The 18,164-nt window shown below is 40.6% G+C and carries 15 protein-coding genes; 5 read left to right on the top strand and 10 right to left on the bottom strand.

What is annotated here, in order from left to right; genetic code table 11:
* Window positions 1-151: 151 nt before the first annotated feature.
* From A9267_RS15355 to A9267_RS15320, 8 genes are all read right to left on the bottom strand, one after another.
* Complete coding sequence (locus tag A9267_RS15355) at window positions 152-1,372, bottom strand: phosphoenolpyruvate carboxylase (RefSeq protein WP_065109797.1); 1,221 nt, start codon at window positions 1,370-1,372, stop codon at window positions 152-154.
* Window positions 1,369-2,058: a hypothetical protein gene (locus tag A9267_RS15350; RefSeq protein ID WP_065109796.1), complete on the bottom strand. Its 690-nt coding sequence runs from the start codon at window positions 2,056-2,058 to the stop codon at window positions 1,369-1,371. The genes A9267_RS15355 and A9267_RS15350 overlap by 4 nt, the downstream gene beginning before the upstream one ends.
* Entirely contained in the window at window positions 2,058-5,735 is a 3,678-nt protein-coding gene (locus A9267_RS15345; RefSeq protein WP_065109795.1) for an ATP-binding protein, read from the bottom strand. Before A9267_RS15345 ends, A9267_RS15350 begins: the two co-directional genes overlap by 1 nt.
* A gap of 440 nt (window positions 5,736-6,175) precedes the next feature.
* Window positions 6,176-7,795 (bottom strand): methyl-accepting chemotaxis protein, encoded by a 1,620-nt coding sequence (locus A9267_RS15340; protein WP_065109794.1) that lies wholly within the window; start codon window positions 7,793-7,795, stop codon window positions 6,176-6,178.
* Window positions 7,796-7,990: 195 nt separating this feature from the next.
* Window positions 7,991-9,100 (bottom strand): GGDEF domain-containing protein, encoded by a 1,110-nt coding sequence (locus A9267_RS15335; protein ID WP_065109793.1) that lies wholly within the window; start codon window positions 9,098-9,100, stop codon window positions 7,991-7,993.
* 261 nt (window positions 9,101-9,361) lie between these two features.
* On the bottom strand, window positions 9,362-10,975 hold the full coding sequence (gene ahpF, locus A9267_RS15330; RefSeq protein ID WP_065109792.1) for an alkyl hydroperoxide reductase subunit F: 1,614 nt from the start codon (window positions 10,973-10,975) through the stop codon (window positions 9,362-9,364).
* Window positions 10,976-11,179: 204 nt separating this feature from the next.
* On the bottom strand, window positions 11,180-11,749 hold the full coding sequence (gene ahpC / locus A9267_RS15325) for an alkyl hydroperoxide reductase subunit C (RefSeq protein WP_055022675.1): 570 nt from the start codon (window positions 11,747-11,749) through the stop codon (window positions 11,180-11,182).
* A 180-nt stretch (window positions 11,750-11,929) separates the two neighbouring features.
* Window positions 11,930-12,673, bottom strand: a complete 744-nt coding sequence (locus A9267_RS15320) for a spermidine synthase (protein ID WP_065109791.1) — start codon at window positions 12,671-12,673, stop codon at window positions 11,930-11,932.
* 150 nt (window positions 12,674-12,823) lie between these two features.
* Here A9267_RS15320 and A9267_RS15315 point away from each other — a divergent pair, with 150 nt between their 5' ends.
* Entirely contained in the window at window positions 12,824-13,381 is a 558-nt protein-coding gene (locus A9267_RS15315; RefSeq protein ID WP_055022677.1) for a mechanosensitive ion channel domain-containing protein, read from the top strand.
* A gap of 104 nt (window positions 13,382-13,485) precedes the next feature.
* On the opposite strand, the gene A9267_RS15310 is transcribed toward A9267_RS15315, so the two are convergent.
* Window positions 13,486-14,223 (bottom strand): dienelactone hydrolase family protein, encoded by a 738-nt coding sequence (locus tag A9267_RS15310; RefSeq protein WP_065109790.1) that lies wholly within the window; start codon window positions 14,221-14,223, stop codon window positions 13,486-13,488.
* 98 nt (window positions 14,224-14,321) lie between these two features.
* Complete coding sequence (locus tag A9267_RS15305; RefSeq protein WP_055022679.1) at window positions 14,322-15,311, bottom strand: 2-hydroxyacid dehydrogenase; 990 nt, start codon at window positions 15,309-15,311, stop codon at window positions 14,322-14,324.
* Window positions 15,312-15,499: 188 nt separating this feature from the next.
* Here A9267_RS15305 and A9267_RS15300 point away from each other — a divergent pair, with 188 nt between their 5' ends.
* The 4 genes from A9267_RS15300 to asnC all read left to right on the top strand — a co-directional run bounded on the left by A9267_RS15300 (window position 15,500) and on the right by asnC (window position 17,914).
* Window positions 15,500-15,919 carry a hypothetical protein gene (locus A9267_RS15300; RefSeq protein WP_055022680.1) on the top strand — a complete coding sequence of 140 codons (420 nt, stop codon included), beginning with the start codon at window positions 15,500-15,502 and terminating at the stop codon, window positions 15,917-15,919.
* Window positions 15,920-15,955: 36 nt separating this feature from the next.
* A complete protein-coding gene (locus tag A9267_RS15295; RefSeq protein ID WP_055022681.1) occupies window positions 15,956-16,246 on the top strand; it encodes a hypothetical protein in 291 nt (96 codons plus the stop codon).
* A 128-nt stretch (window positions 16,247-16,374) separates the two neighbouring features.
* Window positions 16,375-17,052, top strand: coding sequence for a bifunctional tRNA pseudouridine(32) synthase/23S rRNA pseudouridine(746) synthase RluA (rluA, locus tag A9267_RS15290; RefSeq protein WP_065109789.1), 678 nt, complete (start codon window positions 16,375-16,377; stop codon window positions 17,050-17,052).
* Window positions 17,053-17,452: 400 nt separating this feature from the next.
* Window positions 17,453-17,914: a transcriptional regulator AsnC gene (asnC, locus tag A9267_RS15285; protein ID WP_055022683.1), complete on the top strand. Its 462-nt coding sequence runs from the start codon at window positions 17,453-17,455 to the stop codon at window positions 17,912-17,914.
* Window positions 17,915-18,164: the final 250 nt, after the last annotated feature.

Genomic DNA, 18,164 nt, shown 5'->3' with positions numbered 1-18,164 from the left:
TTACATTTCTCTTTGGAAATACATGAAAACAAAAAAGCAGTTGAGGTTAGTCAACTGCTTTAATTCAATGAGCGCTTTCTAGGCTATCTAACACACTCGATAAGCATACGCTAAATACAAAAACATGTTATCAAACGAGCCTATAACGGGATTAGGCCAGCCACAGCTCTACATCATGGATCATAAAGTTACCGTTATAGATTGGGTCAGGCTCACCAATCGGTTCAAGTTCAAAGTAAACCTTATGCTCATCTGGTAAACCTTCATAACCGCCAATCACCTGATATAACCAGTTTTCAGCTTCCCAATCGAGCTTATTGGCATGAAGATACTCTAGCGCTGACTGTCGCAGACCTGAATCGATGACTTCGCAAAAGTATTGATCCACAGCCAGTTTAAGCGGGTTATCAGGGATGTCGAAATCTTCTACATCACTCATGGTCGTTGCCACATTGTGCTCACGTACTTTTGTTGGCAATAAGTCACGACTAATGGCTTTCACTTTAGATACCACATCTAATAACACAAGTTCGTGCTGACTGTTATTAACGTCAACACTGGCAGGCTTAATCATTGCGTCGGCGCAATTGAATAAGTTTGGCACGAGCTTATGAGCGACGTGGTTTTCAGGCTGGTAATCTGGATGCAGATCAGTATGTAACAAAAAGCCTTTAAGCAGACGAGTACGACCCTGAATTTGCCTAAACCGACCTAGCAATTCAAGTAATCGCCCTTGAACAGCGCTAATTTCTTGAGTGCATTGGCTCAGTGTTTCTTGCAAGTTAGTGACAAGCAGTCGTCTTAACTCTCGAATATCACCAGCAATGTCACTCAATTCACTGAACTGGAACATTTCCAATCCATTAAGCAACTCAGACACTTGGCTTTGTGCAAGTTCATTCTCACGAATTTTTGCACTAATACTGCCAACATAACCGAACTCGTTATTAATGCGGCTCCACAACACCCTAATAGAATATCTTAGGCTATCGGTGAAGCTATAAACATGTTCACTTAAATCGGCTAAGTAAGCCTCAGCAGCACTATAATCAACATTATGCCGTGCTTCTTTATAATGATCGGCTAACGTTTTAATCGTACTAAACGCTGAGCCAACATTGGCATCAATCTGACGATTGCGCTCATCGCTCAACGCTTCTTCCAGTAATGCTCTCACTGAACGCTTAAGACGTAAGGCCTCATCGGGTTCTGGTCGCCATAAAATACCACTCTTTTTTAGCTTTTCTATCACAGCAACGTCATGCGTTGATTCACTGACAGAACCCGCTAAATAGGCATCCATAACCACATCAGCATGACGGCTTAACTGCTTTAGCAGCTTAACCCCTGCTTGATGTAAATTATTACTCATACTAAATCCCTTTGTGTCGCAGTTTCAGCTTGAGCTTCAAGGCTTAATCCTTCTGTTTCGTCAATAAAGCGGATCACTTCGTATAAATAATCAAGCTTACCTGTGGCAATGTAAATTTGCTTTTCACTGTTGGGTTTAACTAAATAACCTAGTTCAACTAAACGCTTAAATACCAGCTTGATTTGATTATCAACATTGTGACTGGTGGAGCCAAACAATCGATAATGACTTAGCTTAGCCAATTGCTCCATAAAAGCTGGGGTGTCTTCAATACGAGCTTGAAGTTCAGTCAAACGGATCGGTGCACCTTCACTTAAAGGAGCGTCTTGACCACTGCTTTCTTGAACTAAAACCAGCCACTCAACTAATGGCACCAGCGCTGAGCAAATATCCTTAAATTGGCTAGAAATCACTTTCTTTTCTTGCTCACCTAACTGCTGATAACCACAAAAAAAGACATCTCCTTCAGCTGCCGAAGAAATGGTTCGATTAATTTGATTTAAATACTGTTCAATTTTCTCAAAGGTATGCGGGCTTTTTAAAGCACGCCAACCATCTTCATTTGTAGTGCGACAGATAAACTCACCACGCAATAATTGCTCGATAAGCATTCCGGTTCCGACCAAGGTGGTTTCTGAAGGCGCTTCGGTTTTAGAAGACAAAGGTGATTGTATTGATTCAGACATTAGATCGCCTCCTTATTATTGGCACGCTGACTTAATCGCTCAGCCAGCGGATTGCTTTTCGGTTTCACCACCTGCAATTTGCGGGTTTGTTTATTAATGATGTATCGGTTAGCAAACAGATTAAGTACTTCAGACTCAGGATTCGGGAAAGCCCCTAATACGCTAATATTGTTATTCACACAGGCATCAAAGATTTTTTTCACATTGGTATGATGCAAAGTACCCAGCTCATCAATAGGCCAATGAATCGTGACATCCGCTTTACCACGTAATAAGCGAGTAAATGCGAGCAAGAACTTACACAGAATGAGATACGCCATACCGTGACTAGAAGACTCGTTAAGCTGTCTATCAGTACGTATAACTAAATCGCTGTTACCTTCTTTTAAGCGCAGCTCAATTTCTAATAGCTTGGCAATACCGCCCGAAAGCGCTGCACGACCAATAATATCTAGCGCACGACGCATGCTTGATGTGTAGTGCTCATCAGGTAATTGACTGAAACCATCTGCTTTCCATTGCTTAAAGGCTTTCACAAACACTTCCAGTTCAGGCCAGAACTCTAACTCACTAATGCGAGAACGAATCTTAACTGCCGATTCAGATACCCCATCAAGGAATAACTCTTCACCGACTTCACGGGTAATGCGAGCACTTTGTGATGCAATACGTCTATCAATATCAGCTAATACATCGTAGTAAGCGGTTAAGTCGATACCAAAAATTCGTCCTTGTTCACGAATCGCCATAAGTGATTGCGGCACCATCACATTTAATAATTGTTCAAGTTGGGGCACTAACTTACGGTAATCCAGTAATCGAATACCTTTATCGTTGGTAAAGCTAGACTCATCACGAGCACGCTCCCAAAACTCAGCGAGGCTTGAACCAGATTTACTGGCAATAACGGAATCAAAATGTTCAACATATTGCTTCACTGAACCTAGAAGATAGTCACGTTGTAAAAGTAGCTCTTCACCTTGTCTTAAACGTTCACCAATGCTGCCATCAGCTTCTTCTTTACTTTTAGGTAATTTAAGCTCGGCGAGTTTACGCATCACTGCACGCAATTTCGTTAAGTTCTCTGATGCATCAACTTGTGCTGCATCAGAGGCTTTTTTAACCGTTTCTAGCTGCTGTTTACGCTGTTTAACTTCAGCCGTTTTATTCGCAAGTTGTTGCTCGAGTTCAAGCACGGCTTGTTTTACTTTAGATAAGTCTGTTTGCAACTTGGGCTTGCTGACAAGCCAGGAATTTTGATACCAATGATCGTAACGCAATACATCACTGCGACGTTTTTCAGCATGGCTGATTTGCGCTTCTAGTTCTCGTATTTTCCCTTTAAGCGCCACAATTGCAGCTTCATCAACCCCACGAGATTTAAGCTCATTTTTATACCAAGTATCACAGGCTTTTTGCTCTTGTTTAGCATTGCTGCGACGGGTTTCAATATTGGTTTTGATTTGTGCGAGCTGATTATCTAATGCTCCGACAACATCTTGCCAATAAGCATTTTTTTCCATTCGAGCTTCAAGCGCTTGGTCTTTTTGCTCATCTAGCCACTCTAGATGCTGGTTATGTTGCAGCTTGAGCTCATTATCAAGCTGCACTAATCGTTTGGCTGCATGGGCTTTTCTATCTGCTAACGCTTGGTTAATTTGAGTCTGAGTGCTACGTTTTTCATCAAATAAACGTCTGACATCTTCACGGCTATTTTTATACGCCGTTCGTGCAAAAGTCAGTTCTTTGCTGAGGTTATCTAACTCATCATTAATCATAACAAGCTGATCTTCATGTTCAGCCTTTAGCTCTTCAGCTTGAGATAAAGCCTCTTCTGCTTTGGTTAACCGTAAGCGTAAATCTTGCTCGGACGCAGCATAATCAGGGACATCTATCGCCTTTAAATCAAGCCCAATACCAAATAGCGCGTCATCGCTACTGCCTGCCACATTAGGATGTAAGTCGGTGCGATGAAGCAACTCAGGTGCTATCACTTTACCAAAGCTTTGCTCCCAACCTGGTGACTCTTTACGTAAAAACTCAAGTAACGTGTGTGACTGCGGGAATAATATCCCTTTAACATCATCAACATCAGCTAAACGTTCATTCACTCTGACACTCGCAATCCGCAGCGCTTCACTCACTTGATCGCGTTTAGCACGTAATTTACGTTCGTCTATGGATAAGCGATCGACCTTTTGGTTACAGATTTCTTGTTCTTCATCTGCACGGCTAATGCGCTCATCAAAAATGGCTAACGTGGTTTTTTCTTCTTCAGTGTACGTCACACCGTCAACTTGATGGCTAATTTCACCACGAGTCAATTTAAGCTGATATTCTTGTTCCGCAAATGTCGCTTTACCCGCATCAGTTTTTTCGCGCCAAACATTTTCAAGATTAGCTAAATCTTCTGAAGCGGCCTCACGCTGAGCATCACGGCTTTCACGCAGTTCATCTTGTTCTTCGTGGAGCGTTTCAAGCTCACGATGAAGCTGCTCTGCTATCTTGCTACGTCGACTACTGTAAGCTGCTTCAATATCTTGATGCTTTTCAGTTTGGAGTTTATGACGCTCTGTTAGATTTTCTAAATCACTACGCCAATTATCTAAACTGTCTAAATCGGCTTTGGCTTGTTCAATATTGGCATTTAAGAAACCTTCATATTGGTCCTCAATTGCATCAAGCTCAGCCTCATACTTGCGAGTATCACCTTGTGCAAATGATAACTCTTGGCTTATTTCGTCCCTTGCTTCTTTCCACTCTTCATCGAGTAAACGCAGTTGCAAACTGGCATCTTTAGATTCATTTTGACTCAGCTCTTGCCTTTGCGCTTCCAACGTTTCATCGCCGCGATAGCCTTTAGCAAGGCTGCCAAGTCGTAATTCAGCGCTCAGTAATTGGTTAAACTCTTGCTCTAGTTTTTCAAATTCAGGGCGAATTTGTTCAAAACCTTGTACTAACTGGCTTTCACGGATCCAACTCTCAACCCGTTGAGGGTTTAAACGAGAAGTCGGTGGATTAACGCCATCTTCTTCTAAAATCGCCGCCACCATCGACTTAACGGTTTCCATTTTTCCTTCTTTGGAATGCACCGCTTTAGCGAGTTTTTCAATATGACGTAGTGAGTATTCGCTATCACATAAGGAGAATTGATGCCCATAAGTGCGTAGCTCGCCTTTATTGCCGCCTGTGGTGAGTAAGCTGCGATCGTGCTGAATAATGGCTCGATACTCTCGGGTATTTAGCAAATGAGTGTGAGTCACTTGGGCACGCTTCATTTCACGACCAAGTTCAGCCATGGTATGACAAATAATGGTGTCGCCATTACGTGATTTTACGTAATCATCTAACTCAAAGCCTTTGGCAATAAACCGGTAATTAACCCCTTTACCATCACCAGCAGAAGCCATAATCGCTTGGTATAGCTTGCCATCGCTCTTTTGATATTCGTAAATGATGTAGCTTGAATCATGAGGCAAATACCAACGTTCAAAGCTATCCCTAGTCGACGGAACGACCCGACTTGGGTACTCACCATAAAATACAGGTACCAGTCGTTGTAATGTCGTTTTACCTGATGCATTGGTACCACAAATATTGGTATGTCCATCAAGTTGTAATTCAACGACACCCGGTAAATGGGTATTGATTAATACGATTCTGATCAAGCTTGGCATTGGGATCCTTTTACGCACTATCTGCGAAAGCAAAAACTCGTTTTATCACGGTTATTGTTGTGAGCAATTTTCTTATGCTAATAAGTTAAATCAAAGCGATGCGTGAAGCAATTTCGCTGATTAAATTGGCCTAAATGATACGCTAACATAACTCAAAACAGCGCTTAACAAAGCAGCAGTTGAAGTATAATTTGCTTAATCAGCATACAATTGTGAGCAGGTTTTGGCGTTTTAAGGTGTTAACCCACTACCAAGTAAAAGTAGTAACCGAAAAACCGCTAACTACAGCCACAAAAAAACCACCTAAGAGGTGGTTTTTTCATTAATTTAATGTGCCAATGTTAAGTTAAAGTTTGAACATATCCAGTGAAAAAGGCTAAGAAACACCCTTAAGGCATAAGGCTAAGTCACATACCTCAGACATAAACTTAGGAAGCACATTAAAGCTTAAACTGAGAGGTGGCATTATTCAGCTCGTCAGAGAAATCTAACAACCCATCAGACACATCTTGTACTTCGGCTAAAATCTCTAATGTTTGTACAAATGAAGCATTCATTTCAACAACGTTATGGCTGACTTGCGCAGCTACTGCAGATTGCTGCTCTGTTGCCGCTGCTATGTGCGTATTCATGGTATTGATATTCACAATCTGTTCTTGAATAGACTTTAAAACATCACCAGTTTCACGGGCATGTTTTTCATTATCAGACGCTTTACCAATAGCAACATCCATCGTTGTAACTGATGATTCTGCGGCGCCTTTTAAGCGAGACAGAACTTCACGAATTTCTTTAGTGGCATCTGCAGTTTTAGAGGCTAAAGCCCGAACTTCATCCGCCACAACCGCAAAACCTCGGCCTTGCTCACCCGCTCGTGCAGCTTCAATCGCGGCATTAAGCGCCAATAAGTTTGTTTGTTCTGCAATGGAGGTAATGACATTGAGAATTGAATTTACACTTTCAGTGTCTTTGGCTAATTCATTAATCGACTCTGAAGCGATTTCAATTTCTGCATTAAGCTCTTGAGAAATATTAATCGTACTTGCCACCACAGCTAGGCCGTTTGTGGCTTCACGCTCTGCACTATCAGCCGCTTCTGCTGCCTGTTGGGCGCTTTGAGAAATTTCATTAACAGACAAACCCATTTCTTCCATTGAGTGCTGCACTGTTTTGGCATCTAGACTTTGCTTTTCTGTTGCTTGAGTCGCAATACCCATTCGCTCTTTTAATGACTCAGCGCTTTGTAGTAATGGCGCTGTAACGCTTACCACTTGCTGAATCGCATCGGCAAGTAAACGTAAAAAACGGTTAAAGTTGGTCGAGACTTGGCCTAGTTCATCGCGCCCTGTGACATCAAGTTGATGACGTAAATCACCTTTACCATCGGCTAATTCACCAAGCGAGTTAGCTAAATTACCCGCAGAGCTACTTAACGATTTGGCAATAGAGATAGTTGCAATAGCCATTAATAATAGTAAAGACAAACCAATAGATAACGTCAGCATTAAACCGGTTTCTGAATGGCTAACCGACTCTTGAATCGTATAATTAAACTCGGTAACTTTGTCCGCTTTATATTGCTGAATACCTACCATTAATTTGTCATAAACTTGGGTTTTAGTAGCAATAATCTGGCCGACTTTGCTCATGTCAATCGTGTTATCAACCATGCCTTTTGCAAGGTCAAAGGTCACTTCATTATATTGATTTAGTTCTTTATTAAGTAATGACAAATTACTCGACTGTTCACTGTCGAGACTAATAAGGCTATTAATGTTTTTTTGCAAAGATTGGTATGTTTTATTGGCGTTATCAATCAAGTCTTCATCAGAAAATGACACCGCTTGAGTATAAAGTTCATCAAGCCTTTGAACATAAATAACATTTTGATTGGCAAGCTCAACACGCTGCGAGACTTTGTCTTGCATGAACGTCATAGCATCGTTGTTCTTATTAATCGAAATAATACTGATCGTTAAATTGACGGCAAAGATGATGACAGAAAGTACGAAAATCAAGCCGACTTTCTTGAAGATTGACATGTTGCTAAACCAATTCATTTGTTGCCCCCAAAGCACTCGTAAAAGGATATTTGCCTTAATAAAACACGTATAAATAAACTGCGCTGTCACTTTAAAGTGACCATATTATTTATCGCAGCTTACCTTGCTAAAACGCGTTAAAATCCTTTTATACTGCTATTAACGACAAATACGTTACAATTTGTATATCGGCCACTCGGCAAATTGCTAAAGTTAATAAGCAATATTATTTCGAGTCGTCGCTTTAACTTCGTAAAGCTTATCATCAGCTTGCTTGATTAATTGTTCTGCATTGATCCCAGGTTGCCATTGCGCAGCCCCTTGAGAGACAGTGACATACTCGCTCACCAAAGAGTCTGGGTGCTGAAATGCTAATTGGTTAAGACGTAACTTAATATTATTAGCGACTTCAACTGCGCCTGCTATATCGGTTTCTGGAAGCAACACAATAAACTCTTCTCCGCCATAACGAGCACAAACATCTCTCGGCCTTTTAATCTGATGTTTTAATAGCTTTGCCAGCTCAATCAAGCATTCGTCACCACGCTGATGGCCTGAGTAGTCATTGAGTTTTTTAAAGAAGTCTATATCCATTAGAATGATTGACATAGCAGAGCCGCTTCGCTCGCAATGCTGAATTTCTTTGGTTAACATCGCATCAAAATAACGTCGATTACTCAGCTTGGTCAAACTGTCCGTTAACGCTAATTGATTGAGTTCATTCACTAAGCGTTGATTTTCAACATCTTTAAAAATCGACTTTCTAAACCATTTTTCAATGACTTGCTGACCTGAAATGACAATCCCAAGAAAGCTCAACATTTTCATGATTGGGAAAAACAACTCATCAGCAAAAAAGAAAACTCTCACCGATGCCATATAAGTCGACATGATGAATACAGCAAAAAGCAATAAACGACGGAGGGGAAAAAATGCGATAGATAAAGCAAACATCATTAAATGCAATATTGATTCTACTTTTCCTTGAGCAAATGGTGCTGATAATATCAACCAGTTACAGACGGTGATCCAACATAAAAGTAACGCCAATATATAACGATAGAAGCGGCCGTAGTCATTTATCTTTTGCGACAAAGGAAGAGAAAAATCACGCATTGCGCCGTAAAGCGATACTAATGCTAATGGCAGGATACTAATCAATGTGAAGGTGAAATTTAGCTCTGGAATATTCAACAATCGAGTAATGCCAATCACAACCGCTAAAATAAAGCTCAGTACACTTAACCAACGACACCCTTTGGCAAGGTATTGCTGGGTTTCAAAGTGTAACTGTTGCTCAAATGTCGGGGTTGTTTTTTGCATCGTTCACTTATGTATGAGGATATCTCAATTGATTATAGCGACTTTCACACCTGTTGCGACATGCTTTTTGCTTTTTATTTAACCAGCACTTGAACTTAAACAACAATAGCTTACATAGTATTGCCACTTGGTTTAGTCACTTCACTGTTAACGCTAAATTTACTCGCCAAAAAAAAAAACAGCTAACAAAGTTAGCTGCTTTTACTTTTTCGATATTTGCTAAAGTAACCTAAAGGCTATCGCCTTGTTTGTGGAGGTGACTTATGCAGCAACGGTATCAGAGTTCAATGCTTTCTCAACAGTATCATCATCATCAGTTGCGTTATCTGCTTCATCACTATGACGAATCAAGTAATCGAATGCCCCTAATGATGCTGTTGCACCACTTCCCATCGCAATGATAATTTGCTTGTAAGCTGAGTTAGTCACATCGCCAGCTGCAAATACTCCGGGAATAGATGTCTCACCTTTACCATCAACGATAATCTCACCACGCGAAGTTAAGTCTACGGTATCGGTTAGCCACTCTGTATTGGGTACTAAACCAATTTGAACAAAAATACCCGCAAGTTCAACATGATGAGATTCGTTTGTGCTGCGGTCAGTATATGTAAGACCCGTTACACGCTTACCGTCACCCAAAACTTCAGTGGTCATTGCTTGAGTTATAATGTCAATGTTACCCATTGAATTAGCTTTACGTTGCAAGACTTCATCAGCACGTAAACTAGCGTCAAATTCAAGTACGGTGACATGTTCAACGATGCCAGCTAAGTCAATAGCGGCTTCAATGCCGGAATTACCACCGCCAATCACTGCAACACGCTTACCTTTAAATAAAGGGCCATCGCAATGAGGACAATAAGCTACACCACTACCGCGATATTCTTGCTCACCAGGTACATTCATTTCACGCCAGCGTGCACCCGTTGCTAATAAAATGGTTTTACTTGTTAGCTTAGCGCCACTTTCAAGTTCTAGTTCAAATTGTTTACCCGACTTTAATGACAAAGCACGTTGATTATCCATGATATCGACATCATAATCTTTAACGTGTGCTTCAAGGTTGGCCACCAGCTTAGGGCCTTCTGTTTTAGACACTGAAATAAAGTTTTCAATGCCAACAGTTTCAGCCACTTGGCCACCAAACTTATCAGCAACTACGCCAGTGCGAAGTCCTTTGCGCGCTGCATATATCGCAGCTGATGCGCCAGCAGGGCCACCACCAACAACTAAAACATCAAACGATTCTTTGTTATTTAACTGTTCAGCTTTTCTTGCTGCTGCATTGACATCTAACTTGTTTAAGATTTCTACAACAGAAATCGCGCCAACAGAGAACGGCTCTCCATTCATATACACTGTAGGCACCGACATGATATTGCGGTCATTAATTTCATCTTGAAATAATGCGCCATCAATCATCACATTAGTAATATTTGGGTTGATCGCAGCCATCATATTCAACGCTTGCACCACTTCAGGACAAGTCTGGCAGCTCAACGACACATAGGTTTCGAAATGGAATTCACCAGGTAAGTTTTGGATCTGTTCGATCACATCCGCATCTAATTTGATCGGATGACCACCAGAGTGCAGTAACGCAAGCACTAAAGAGGTAAATTCATGCCCCATTGGTAAACCAGCAAAGGTAATATTTGATCCATTTTGTGGATTTTTAATGCTCATTGACGGCGTTCTATCCGACGTTTGCTGCTGTAAACTCACTAAAGATGATAAACCTTCAATATCTTGAGCAAGTGATAACAACTCTTGAGACTTAGAGCTTGCATCTGCTGACACGACAAGTTCAACTGGGCGCTTGAGGTTTTGCAGGTAGGTATTCAGTTGATTTTTAATATTCGTATCTAACATACGTGTGCTCCTGGAAAATAAAATGAGATTGAGCAAAAAAATTGTCAATCTTAGTATCTCTGCATGGTGATGAATCACACAGAAATCGGGACTCCTAAGATTGACCGGAGATGATTTGAAACAGGCTTGCTAACCTTTGTTAGCAATATGGCTTACTCAGATGATGAGATGAGTAAGCCATTATGACGTATTAAGTCTGTAAGCTTAGATTTTACCGACTAAGTCAATTGATGGAGCAAGTGTTTCTTCACCTGGCTGCCATGCTGCTGGACAAACTTCACCGTCGTGTGTTGCTACGTACTGAGCAGCTTGAATTTTACGTACTAGCTCTGATGCGCTACGACCAATACCTAGGTCATGTACTTCAGCAACTTTGATTTCGCCTTCTGGGTTCATTACGAATGTTCCGCGAAGTGCTAAACCGTCTTCTTCAATCATCACACCGAAATTACGCGTGATTGCACCAGTTGGGTCACCAATCATTGGGTAGTTGATTTTGCCGATAGTGTCTGAGCTTGCGTGCCATGCTTTGTGAGTGAAGTGAGTGTCAGTAGATACTGAGTAAACTTCAACGCCCATTTCTTGCAGCTTAGCGTAATGGTCTGCCATGTCGCCTAATTCAGTAGGACATACGAAAGTAAAATCAGCAGGGTAAAAGAATACTACTGACCATTTACCTAGTAGGTCTTGCTCAGTCACTGGTACAAATTCGCCATTGTGAAATGCTGTAGCTGAAAATGGCTTGATTGTAGAATTGATAATTGATTGAGTCATTGTGTTACTCCGATAATTTAATTAAGTGTGTCGCTGTATCCGTTTGATGGAATAGATAATAGCGAGTCTTTAAAATTAAATATAACGGGTAAAAACTATCACCCTAATCGGTTTTTTAGAACAAAGACAGATAAAAGACTTGGATAATCGGATTTTCCGAATCACTGATATTAAACTTGCTTATTCCCATTGGGTAAAACGTGTTAGCGCCCGTCCAACTGGATAATCAAGCTGTTTGGATAATTGCTGCACATGTTGCTTATTGACTGCACTACCAAAAGAGTGTGGCTGCTTACTGGCATACACAACCCAATTGCCTCCACCGGTTAATGTGGCATAAACATTCGCAAAGTGCATAGACAATGTTTGCTTTAATAGTTCACTTTTGCTGTGCTCTTTCCAGCAATTGAGTACCAAAAATCCGTCAGCTTTTAAGCTTTGATGACAATGGGCAATAAACTCCACAGTAAGTTGTTTTTCATCGACGCCTTGCTCTATGTACATATCCGCGAAAATAATATCCACGCGTTTATGATTACCTTCAGCAAGAAATTCGGTGCCATCTTGATGAACCAAGTTCAACTTTTTGCCAATTGGCAACTGGAAAAATCGTTTAGCAATATCAATAACAGGTGAACGCAGTTCAACAGCGGTCAATTTTATGGCTGCATCATAACGACGCAAAGCATGAATTAACCCACCGCCACCTAAACCTAATATGATTGCACTTTTAGGTTGGCTAAAAAGCAATACTGCTAACATCGCTTGAATATAGGTATGCTGAGGAATATGGGGCTGGGCTTTAAGGATTTTACTTTGTTCGTCATTGTCACCAAAGGACAAAATTCGACATTCATTGTCTTCTAAGACATAGATAGGACCGATCTCATCACTAATATGATGTAACTGCTGATAATCTGACATGGAACTGACTCTGGTATACCGTCAGCTAATTTCAACCTGACGAATTTGGTTGCAAGAAAGACAGTTTACAGGATAAATTCAAACTCACATCATCTTGACTTCAAACTTAGCTTAAATAAGTCGGAACTTGACGCATTAAAGTGAGCCACTATGACAATTCAAATCCTAATTTGCGCTATTTGCATTGCTGTATTTATCTTTATACAGCAACAGCTGAAGCAATTTATCAGCCAACAAGCCAAGAAAAAACAGGTCAATGAAGTACGCAGCCGTTTAGTGACAAGACTATTAACTTATCTACTCTTTTTTATTACTGCATCCATTATGGCTGTGTCATTAGGATTGGGGTACCAAGAAGTCTCGTTATTTGTTTCATCAGCCTTTGCCGTTTTGGGGGTTGCGTTATTTGCCCAATGGTCAATGTTAAGCAACATTACTGCAGGGGTACTGATTTTCTTTGCATTTCCGTATCGAATTGGCGATAAGATAAAAATCGTGGATAAAGATGAAGATATGACAGGGGTGATTGTCGAAATCAGTTTATTTCATGTGATAATTAAACGCGATCAAGGCGATATGATGACTTACCCGAATAACCTTATGCTACAAAAGGCAGTCATAAAAATACCTAAAACAGTGAAGGAACCAAACTCATCCACAGAGAAAACCGCCTCTCAATATGTCGATGAAGATATCACGCCTGATTAGCTTTACACATTGCCCTAATAAAAAATGCGCCACATGGGGGAGCCCCCATAGCGCATTCATTAGTTAAGCTAACTTCACGAGTGTTATCGCATCTGTGTATCGGGTTAATTTAATAAGCGCTGAAAAAATGCCACAGCTTGTAAATACATTTGCAATGCCAGTGCCGCATCATAACGTTCACCTTCATCACGCATAAACGCATGCTGAGCATTGACTTCTTGCCAGCTAAAACTCACGCCTTCTTGCTCAAGCTTTTGGTAAATCAGTTTACGCCCTTCACTAGACACGTGGGGATCTTGCTTGCCAAACACCAAGGCCACCTCACCAGCAATATCCCCCGTGCGGGTAAGTGAATCATTCAATGCTTCACACGGTAAGGTATTGGAATGTATGTCTGTAGGATACAAGCAAAAAGCGCCACTGATATCCGCATTCAGCGCTGCTCTATATGCTAAATGCCCTCCTATACACACTCCCATAGCAGCGACTTTACTGGTGCAATAGGCTTGGCTACGAGCAAAATCCACCATTGCTTGCGTATCACTATCATGATGTTCTAATGGCTTTGCAAATTTATCCGCATTACCTTTATCTTTACCAATATCATCATAATCGAGCACGGTACCAATCGGGTTTAACTCGTGAAAAACCTCAGGAACTAGCACGACAAATCCGTGCCCAGCAAGTATTGCTGCACTGCGAGCTATAGGTGCTGTTTGCTGAAAAATTTCAGAGTAAAAAATAATTGTCGAGAACTGTCCTGCGACATCTGGGCGATAAACGTAGGTGCGCATCACGCCTGTTGGCGTGTCAATATCATGAACTTCCTTGGTGATTATCATATTCCCTCTTTTTAGTCAGTCTGAGTGCTGGTTTTATTAACATGTGTAAACGTTGAGCATTACCTAAAATAATGAGTCTCACCATGTTTGCTTACGATCTAATTTAACTCGTTTGCCGAATGCTGCCCTGAGAGTAAGTCGGTGACATTTTTTAAGGTTGTCGAGGCAATTGCATTAAGCGCCTCATCAGTTAAAAACGCTTGATGACCAGTGAAGATAACATTGTGACAGGCTGACAGCCGTCTAAAAACATCATCTTGAATTATTTCGTTGGACTTATCTTGAAAAAAGAGTTCTTTTTCATTTTCATAAACATCCAAACCTAATGCACCAAGTTGCCCCTCTTTTAGCGCTTCCATGGCATCGATTGCATTTAACAATCCACCACGTGAAGTATTAACCACCATGACCCCTGTTTTCATTTTATGAAAACTTTGAGTACACAGCATATGATGATTATCTTCAGTCAATGGGCAGTGCAAACTGATGATGTCACATTGAGGGTACAATTCATCGAGACTGGTATAGTTAACTCCTAAATCAATTACTTGCTGATTAGGATATGGATCGTAAGCAATCACCTTACAGCCAAAACCTAGCAAAATCTTAATCGTAGCAATGCCTATTTTCCCAGTGCCAATAACACCGACGGTTTTGCCATGCATGTTAAAACCCACCAAACCCGATAGGGCGAAGTTGGCGTCACGAGTGCGTTGGTATGCTTTATGTATTTTCCGGTTCAATGTCAGCATAATCGCAATAGTATGCTCTGCAACCGACTCGGGAGAATAAGCTGGTACGTTGACGACAGTGATCCCTAATCGATGCGCTGCATCTAAATCCACATTATTAAATCCGGCGCAGCGCATTGCGATAATTTTTGTGCCACCTTTAGCCAGCTCTACTAAAACTTCTTCGCACAATGAGTCGTTAACAAATGCGCACACCACTTCAAAACCATCAGCCAATTTAACGTTTTGCATGCAAAGTCGATAATCGAAATATTCAATGGTTGCACCAAAATCTTGGTTGATTGCATCAAAGTGCTGAATATCGTAATTTTTGGCACTGAAGAAGCCAATTTTCATGTCATTGTCCTTAATAGAAAGCGTTACAACGGCTTATACTTGAAATCAAATAAGTAAATCGGATATCAAGGTTGCGCATTTTTATCACATCAGCATAGCAATAATTTAGAGTTTGCTATAGATCGCTATTCATTCGAAATGAATTTGTTAAGCTGATACGTCAATAACTGACCAATTACGTATTTTCTATGTCTAAAAAGCAGCAACAAGAAGTATCAGAATTTCAATTTTGGATCCAACGCCTCGGAAAAACCAGTTTACGCGCCTTGCATATTGTTGGTGTCGTCGGTGCCGGTGGCGGTCTGCTACTGGGTATAGAGCAAAGTGAGTGGCTTAACTATTGGATAATAGCAATGGCCAGTGGTGTTGCCCTGTTTGCATGGGAAGTTATTCGCGATTGGCGCTGGTTAATTCAATTAAAAGGCGTATTAACCATCTGTAAAATTTTACTCTTGTTGCTATTTATCCCAATGGCAAATTGGAAGCCTGAGATCACTATCTTTATTGTGCTGTTATCAGTTGTGGTATCTCATGGACCTGCTGGGCTTAGACATTATTCTGTAGTCCATCGAAAAGTAATACATGGCAAAAAGGAAATTAAAGGTTAATCTAGTAGTATCTTTTGTTGCTATTAAGGTTATAGGATGTTTCCTTATCCAGAACAATATCGGTTAGCTGCACCGCCGCTAACCACCAGTTTTATGGTATTTTGGGCACTGTTTAGTCACAGTATTTTTGCTGATGCGAGCCCGTTTGCCCTCTATCCGCTACTGTCATTATTTCCTTTAGTGCTCATCGCGCATGTGTATTTAATCTGGAATGCTCAAGGTATGTCTCGATTAGATCAAAGCTTTTATGCCTTGGTTCATGTTCCTCTCGCTTTTGTTGTTTGGACTTTTACCATTATGCACGTTAATGGCAACGCTTTTTCTTAATACAAAATTTAACGATTTGATTTAAGTAAAGGCTGAAATTGTCATTTAGCCACAAAGGTAGCGAGAACAACTTGCACAAATATGACGGCAAAGGTATCTTTGCCGCGCATTTACGTTAAAGGCTTACCATGGCAGATTTCATTTACCTTCCTCCAACCGATCCTTGGCTTGATATCATTCACGAAGATAAAGACATCATCGTGCTGAATAAGCCTTCAGGATTGTTATCTATTCCTGGAAGAGAAGCTCAATACCATGACAGCGTATATAGCCGTGTGCTTGAGAAGCACCCCAATGCACAAATTGTACATCGCTTAGATATGGCCACATCTGGGGTTATTGTCGTTGCGCTGCGCCGTAATGCAGAGCGTAAGTTAAAACGTCAGTTTCGAGATAGAGAAACGGCCAAAACCTATTACGCAAGAGTTGCGGGCCATGTGAACCCTGCGATTAAGCAAGTGGATTACCCGCTGATTTGCGACTGGCCAAATCGCCCGAAACAAAAAGTGGACCATAAGTTAGGTAAGCCCTCATTAACCTATGTAGAAGTCATCAGTTACGCCAAACAATCTACCTTAGTTAAACTCACGCCCATTACAGGTCGTTCTCATCAACTAAGAATTCATATGATGGCAATAGGCCATGTCATTTTAGGTGATGGTTTTTACGCTGATCCACTCGCCAAAAGATTATCAACACGATTACTACTGCATGCTGCAGAACTTTCGTTTAATCACCCGTATCATCAGCAAGCATTAACCTTTAAAGCCGAAGTGCCATTTATAGAACCTATTAATGATCAATAATTAGGGCTTAATTAGCGATAAAACCGAGATATTACTATAAAGTGACTCAATCATAGATTGTCGCACTGTCAGCCCTATGACTATTGCTATTGCTATTAATATGGTTTCCCTTATTGTGACTCGCTAGTTTCTTTTACTTAGGTCTCTTACTGAGAGACCATACTTAGCTCTCATACTTAGTTTTCCAGCTTACTTGTCTTTACTACATACTCTGCATCGTTATTTTAATGACTTATGTCTAGATAGTTGTCGATTGTCATATTCAAAATCACCTCCTCTGAAGCGACTTAATCACAGAAGGGGTATTCATCAAAATGACTTCATGAGAAGTATTTGATGGCATTTATTTATATTTAGTCTTAAATTAATAACTAATTATAACTAAATTAGGCATTTTAATATGGAAACCCCATTTCAAAGAGATCAGCTCGATAATCAAATTCTTGAAGCATTGATGGAAGAAGCCCGCACCCCTTTTGCTGAACTGGCGAAACGGTTTGCCGTCAGTGCAGGGACGATTCATGTCCGAGTAGAAAAAATGAAACAAGCAGGCATTATTACTGGAGCAAGGATAACAGTAGATCCTAAAGCTTTAGGCTATGACGTTTGCTGTTTTATTGGTATCAATTTAAAAAGTGCAGGTGATTATCCTGCTGCCATATCAAAGTTAAATGCCCTTGAGGAAGTTGTTGAGGCATATTATACCACTGGTAATTACAGTGTTTTTGTAAAGGTAATGTGCCAGTCTATCGATGGATTACAGCATGTTTTAATCAATCGCATCCAGTCAATTGATGAAATTCAATCAACAGAAACATTAATCAGCCTACAAAACCCTATTGTTCGTGGTGTTAAGCCTTAGTCCAAAAAATAATGACTTATAACTTACTTAATAATGATATACCACTTAAGAGATAGTTAAAATTCATAATAATTTTGCAAATTTGTAACACCTTTGGTTACCTTTGTTAAAGTTTTGTGTTAAAAAGTCGTAGAGTGCATCGAAGAATGCGCCATACGCATTATAAACAAAATTATAAAACAGCATTACCACCGACCTAGTCTCTACCCTACACATGCTTGGACGTGGTCAATGCTTTAACCAAGGAAGA

The sequence above is a fragment of the Shewanella sp. UCD-FRSSP16_17 genome (assembly GCF_001675935.1).
GTDB lineage: Bacteria > Pseudomonadota > Gammaproteobacteria > Enterobacterales > Shewanellaceae > Shewanella > Shewanella japonica.
This window is presented reverse-complemented; position numbering and strand designations above follow the sequence as displayed.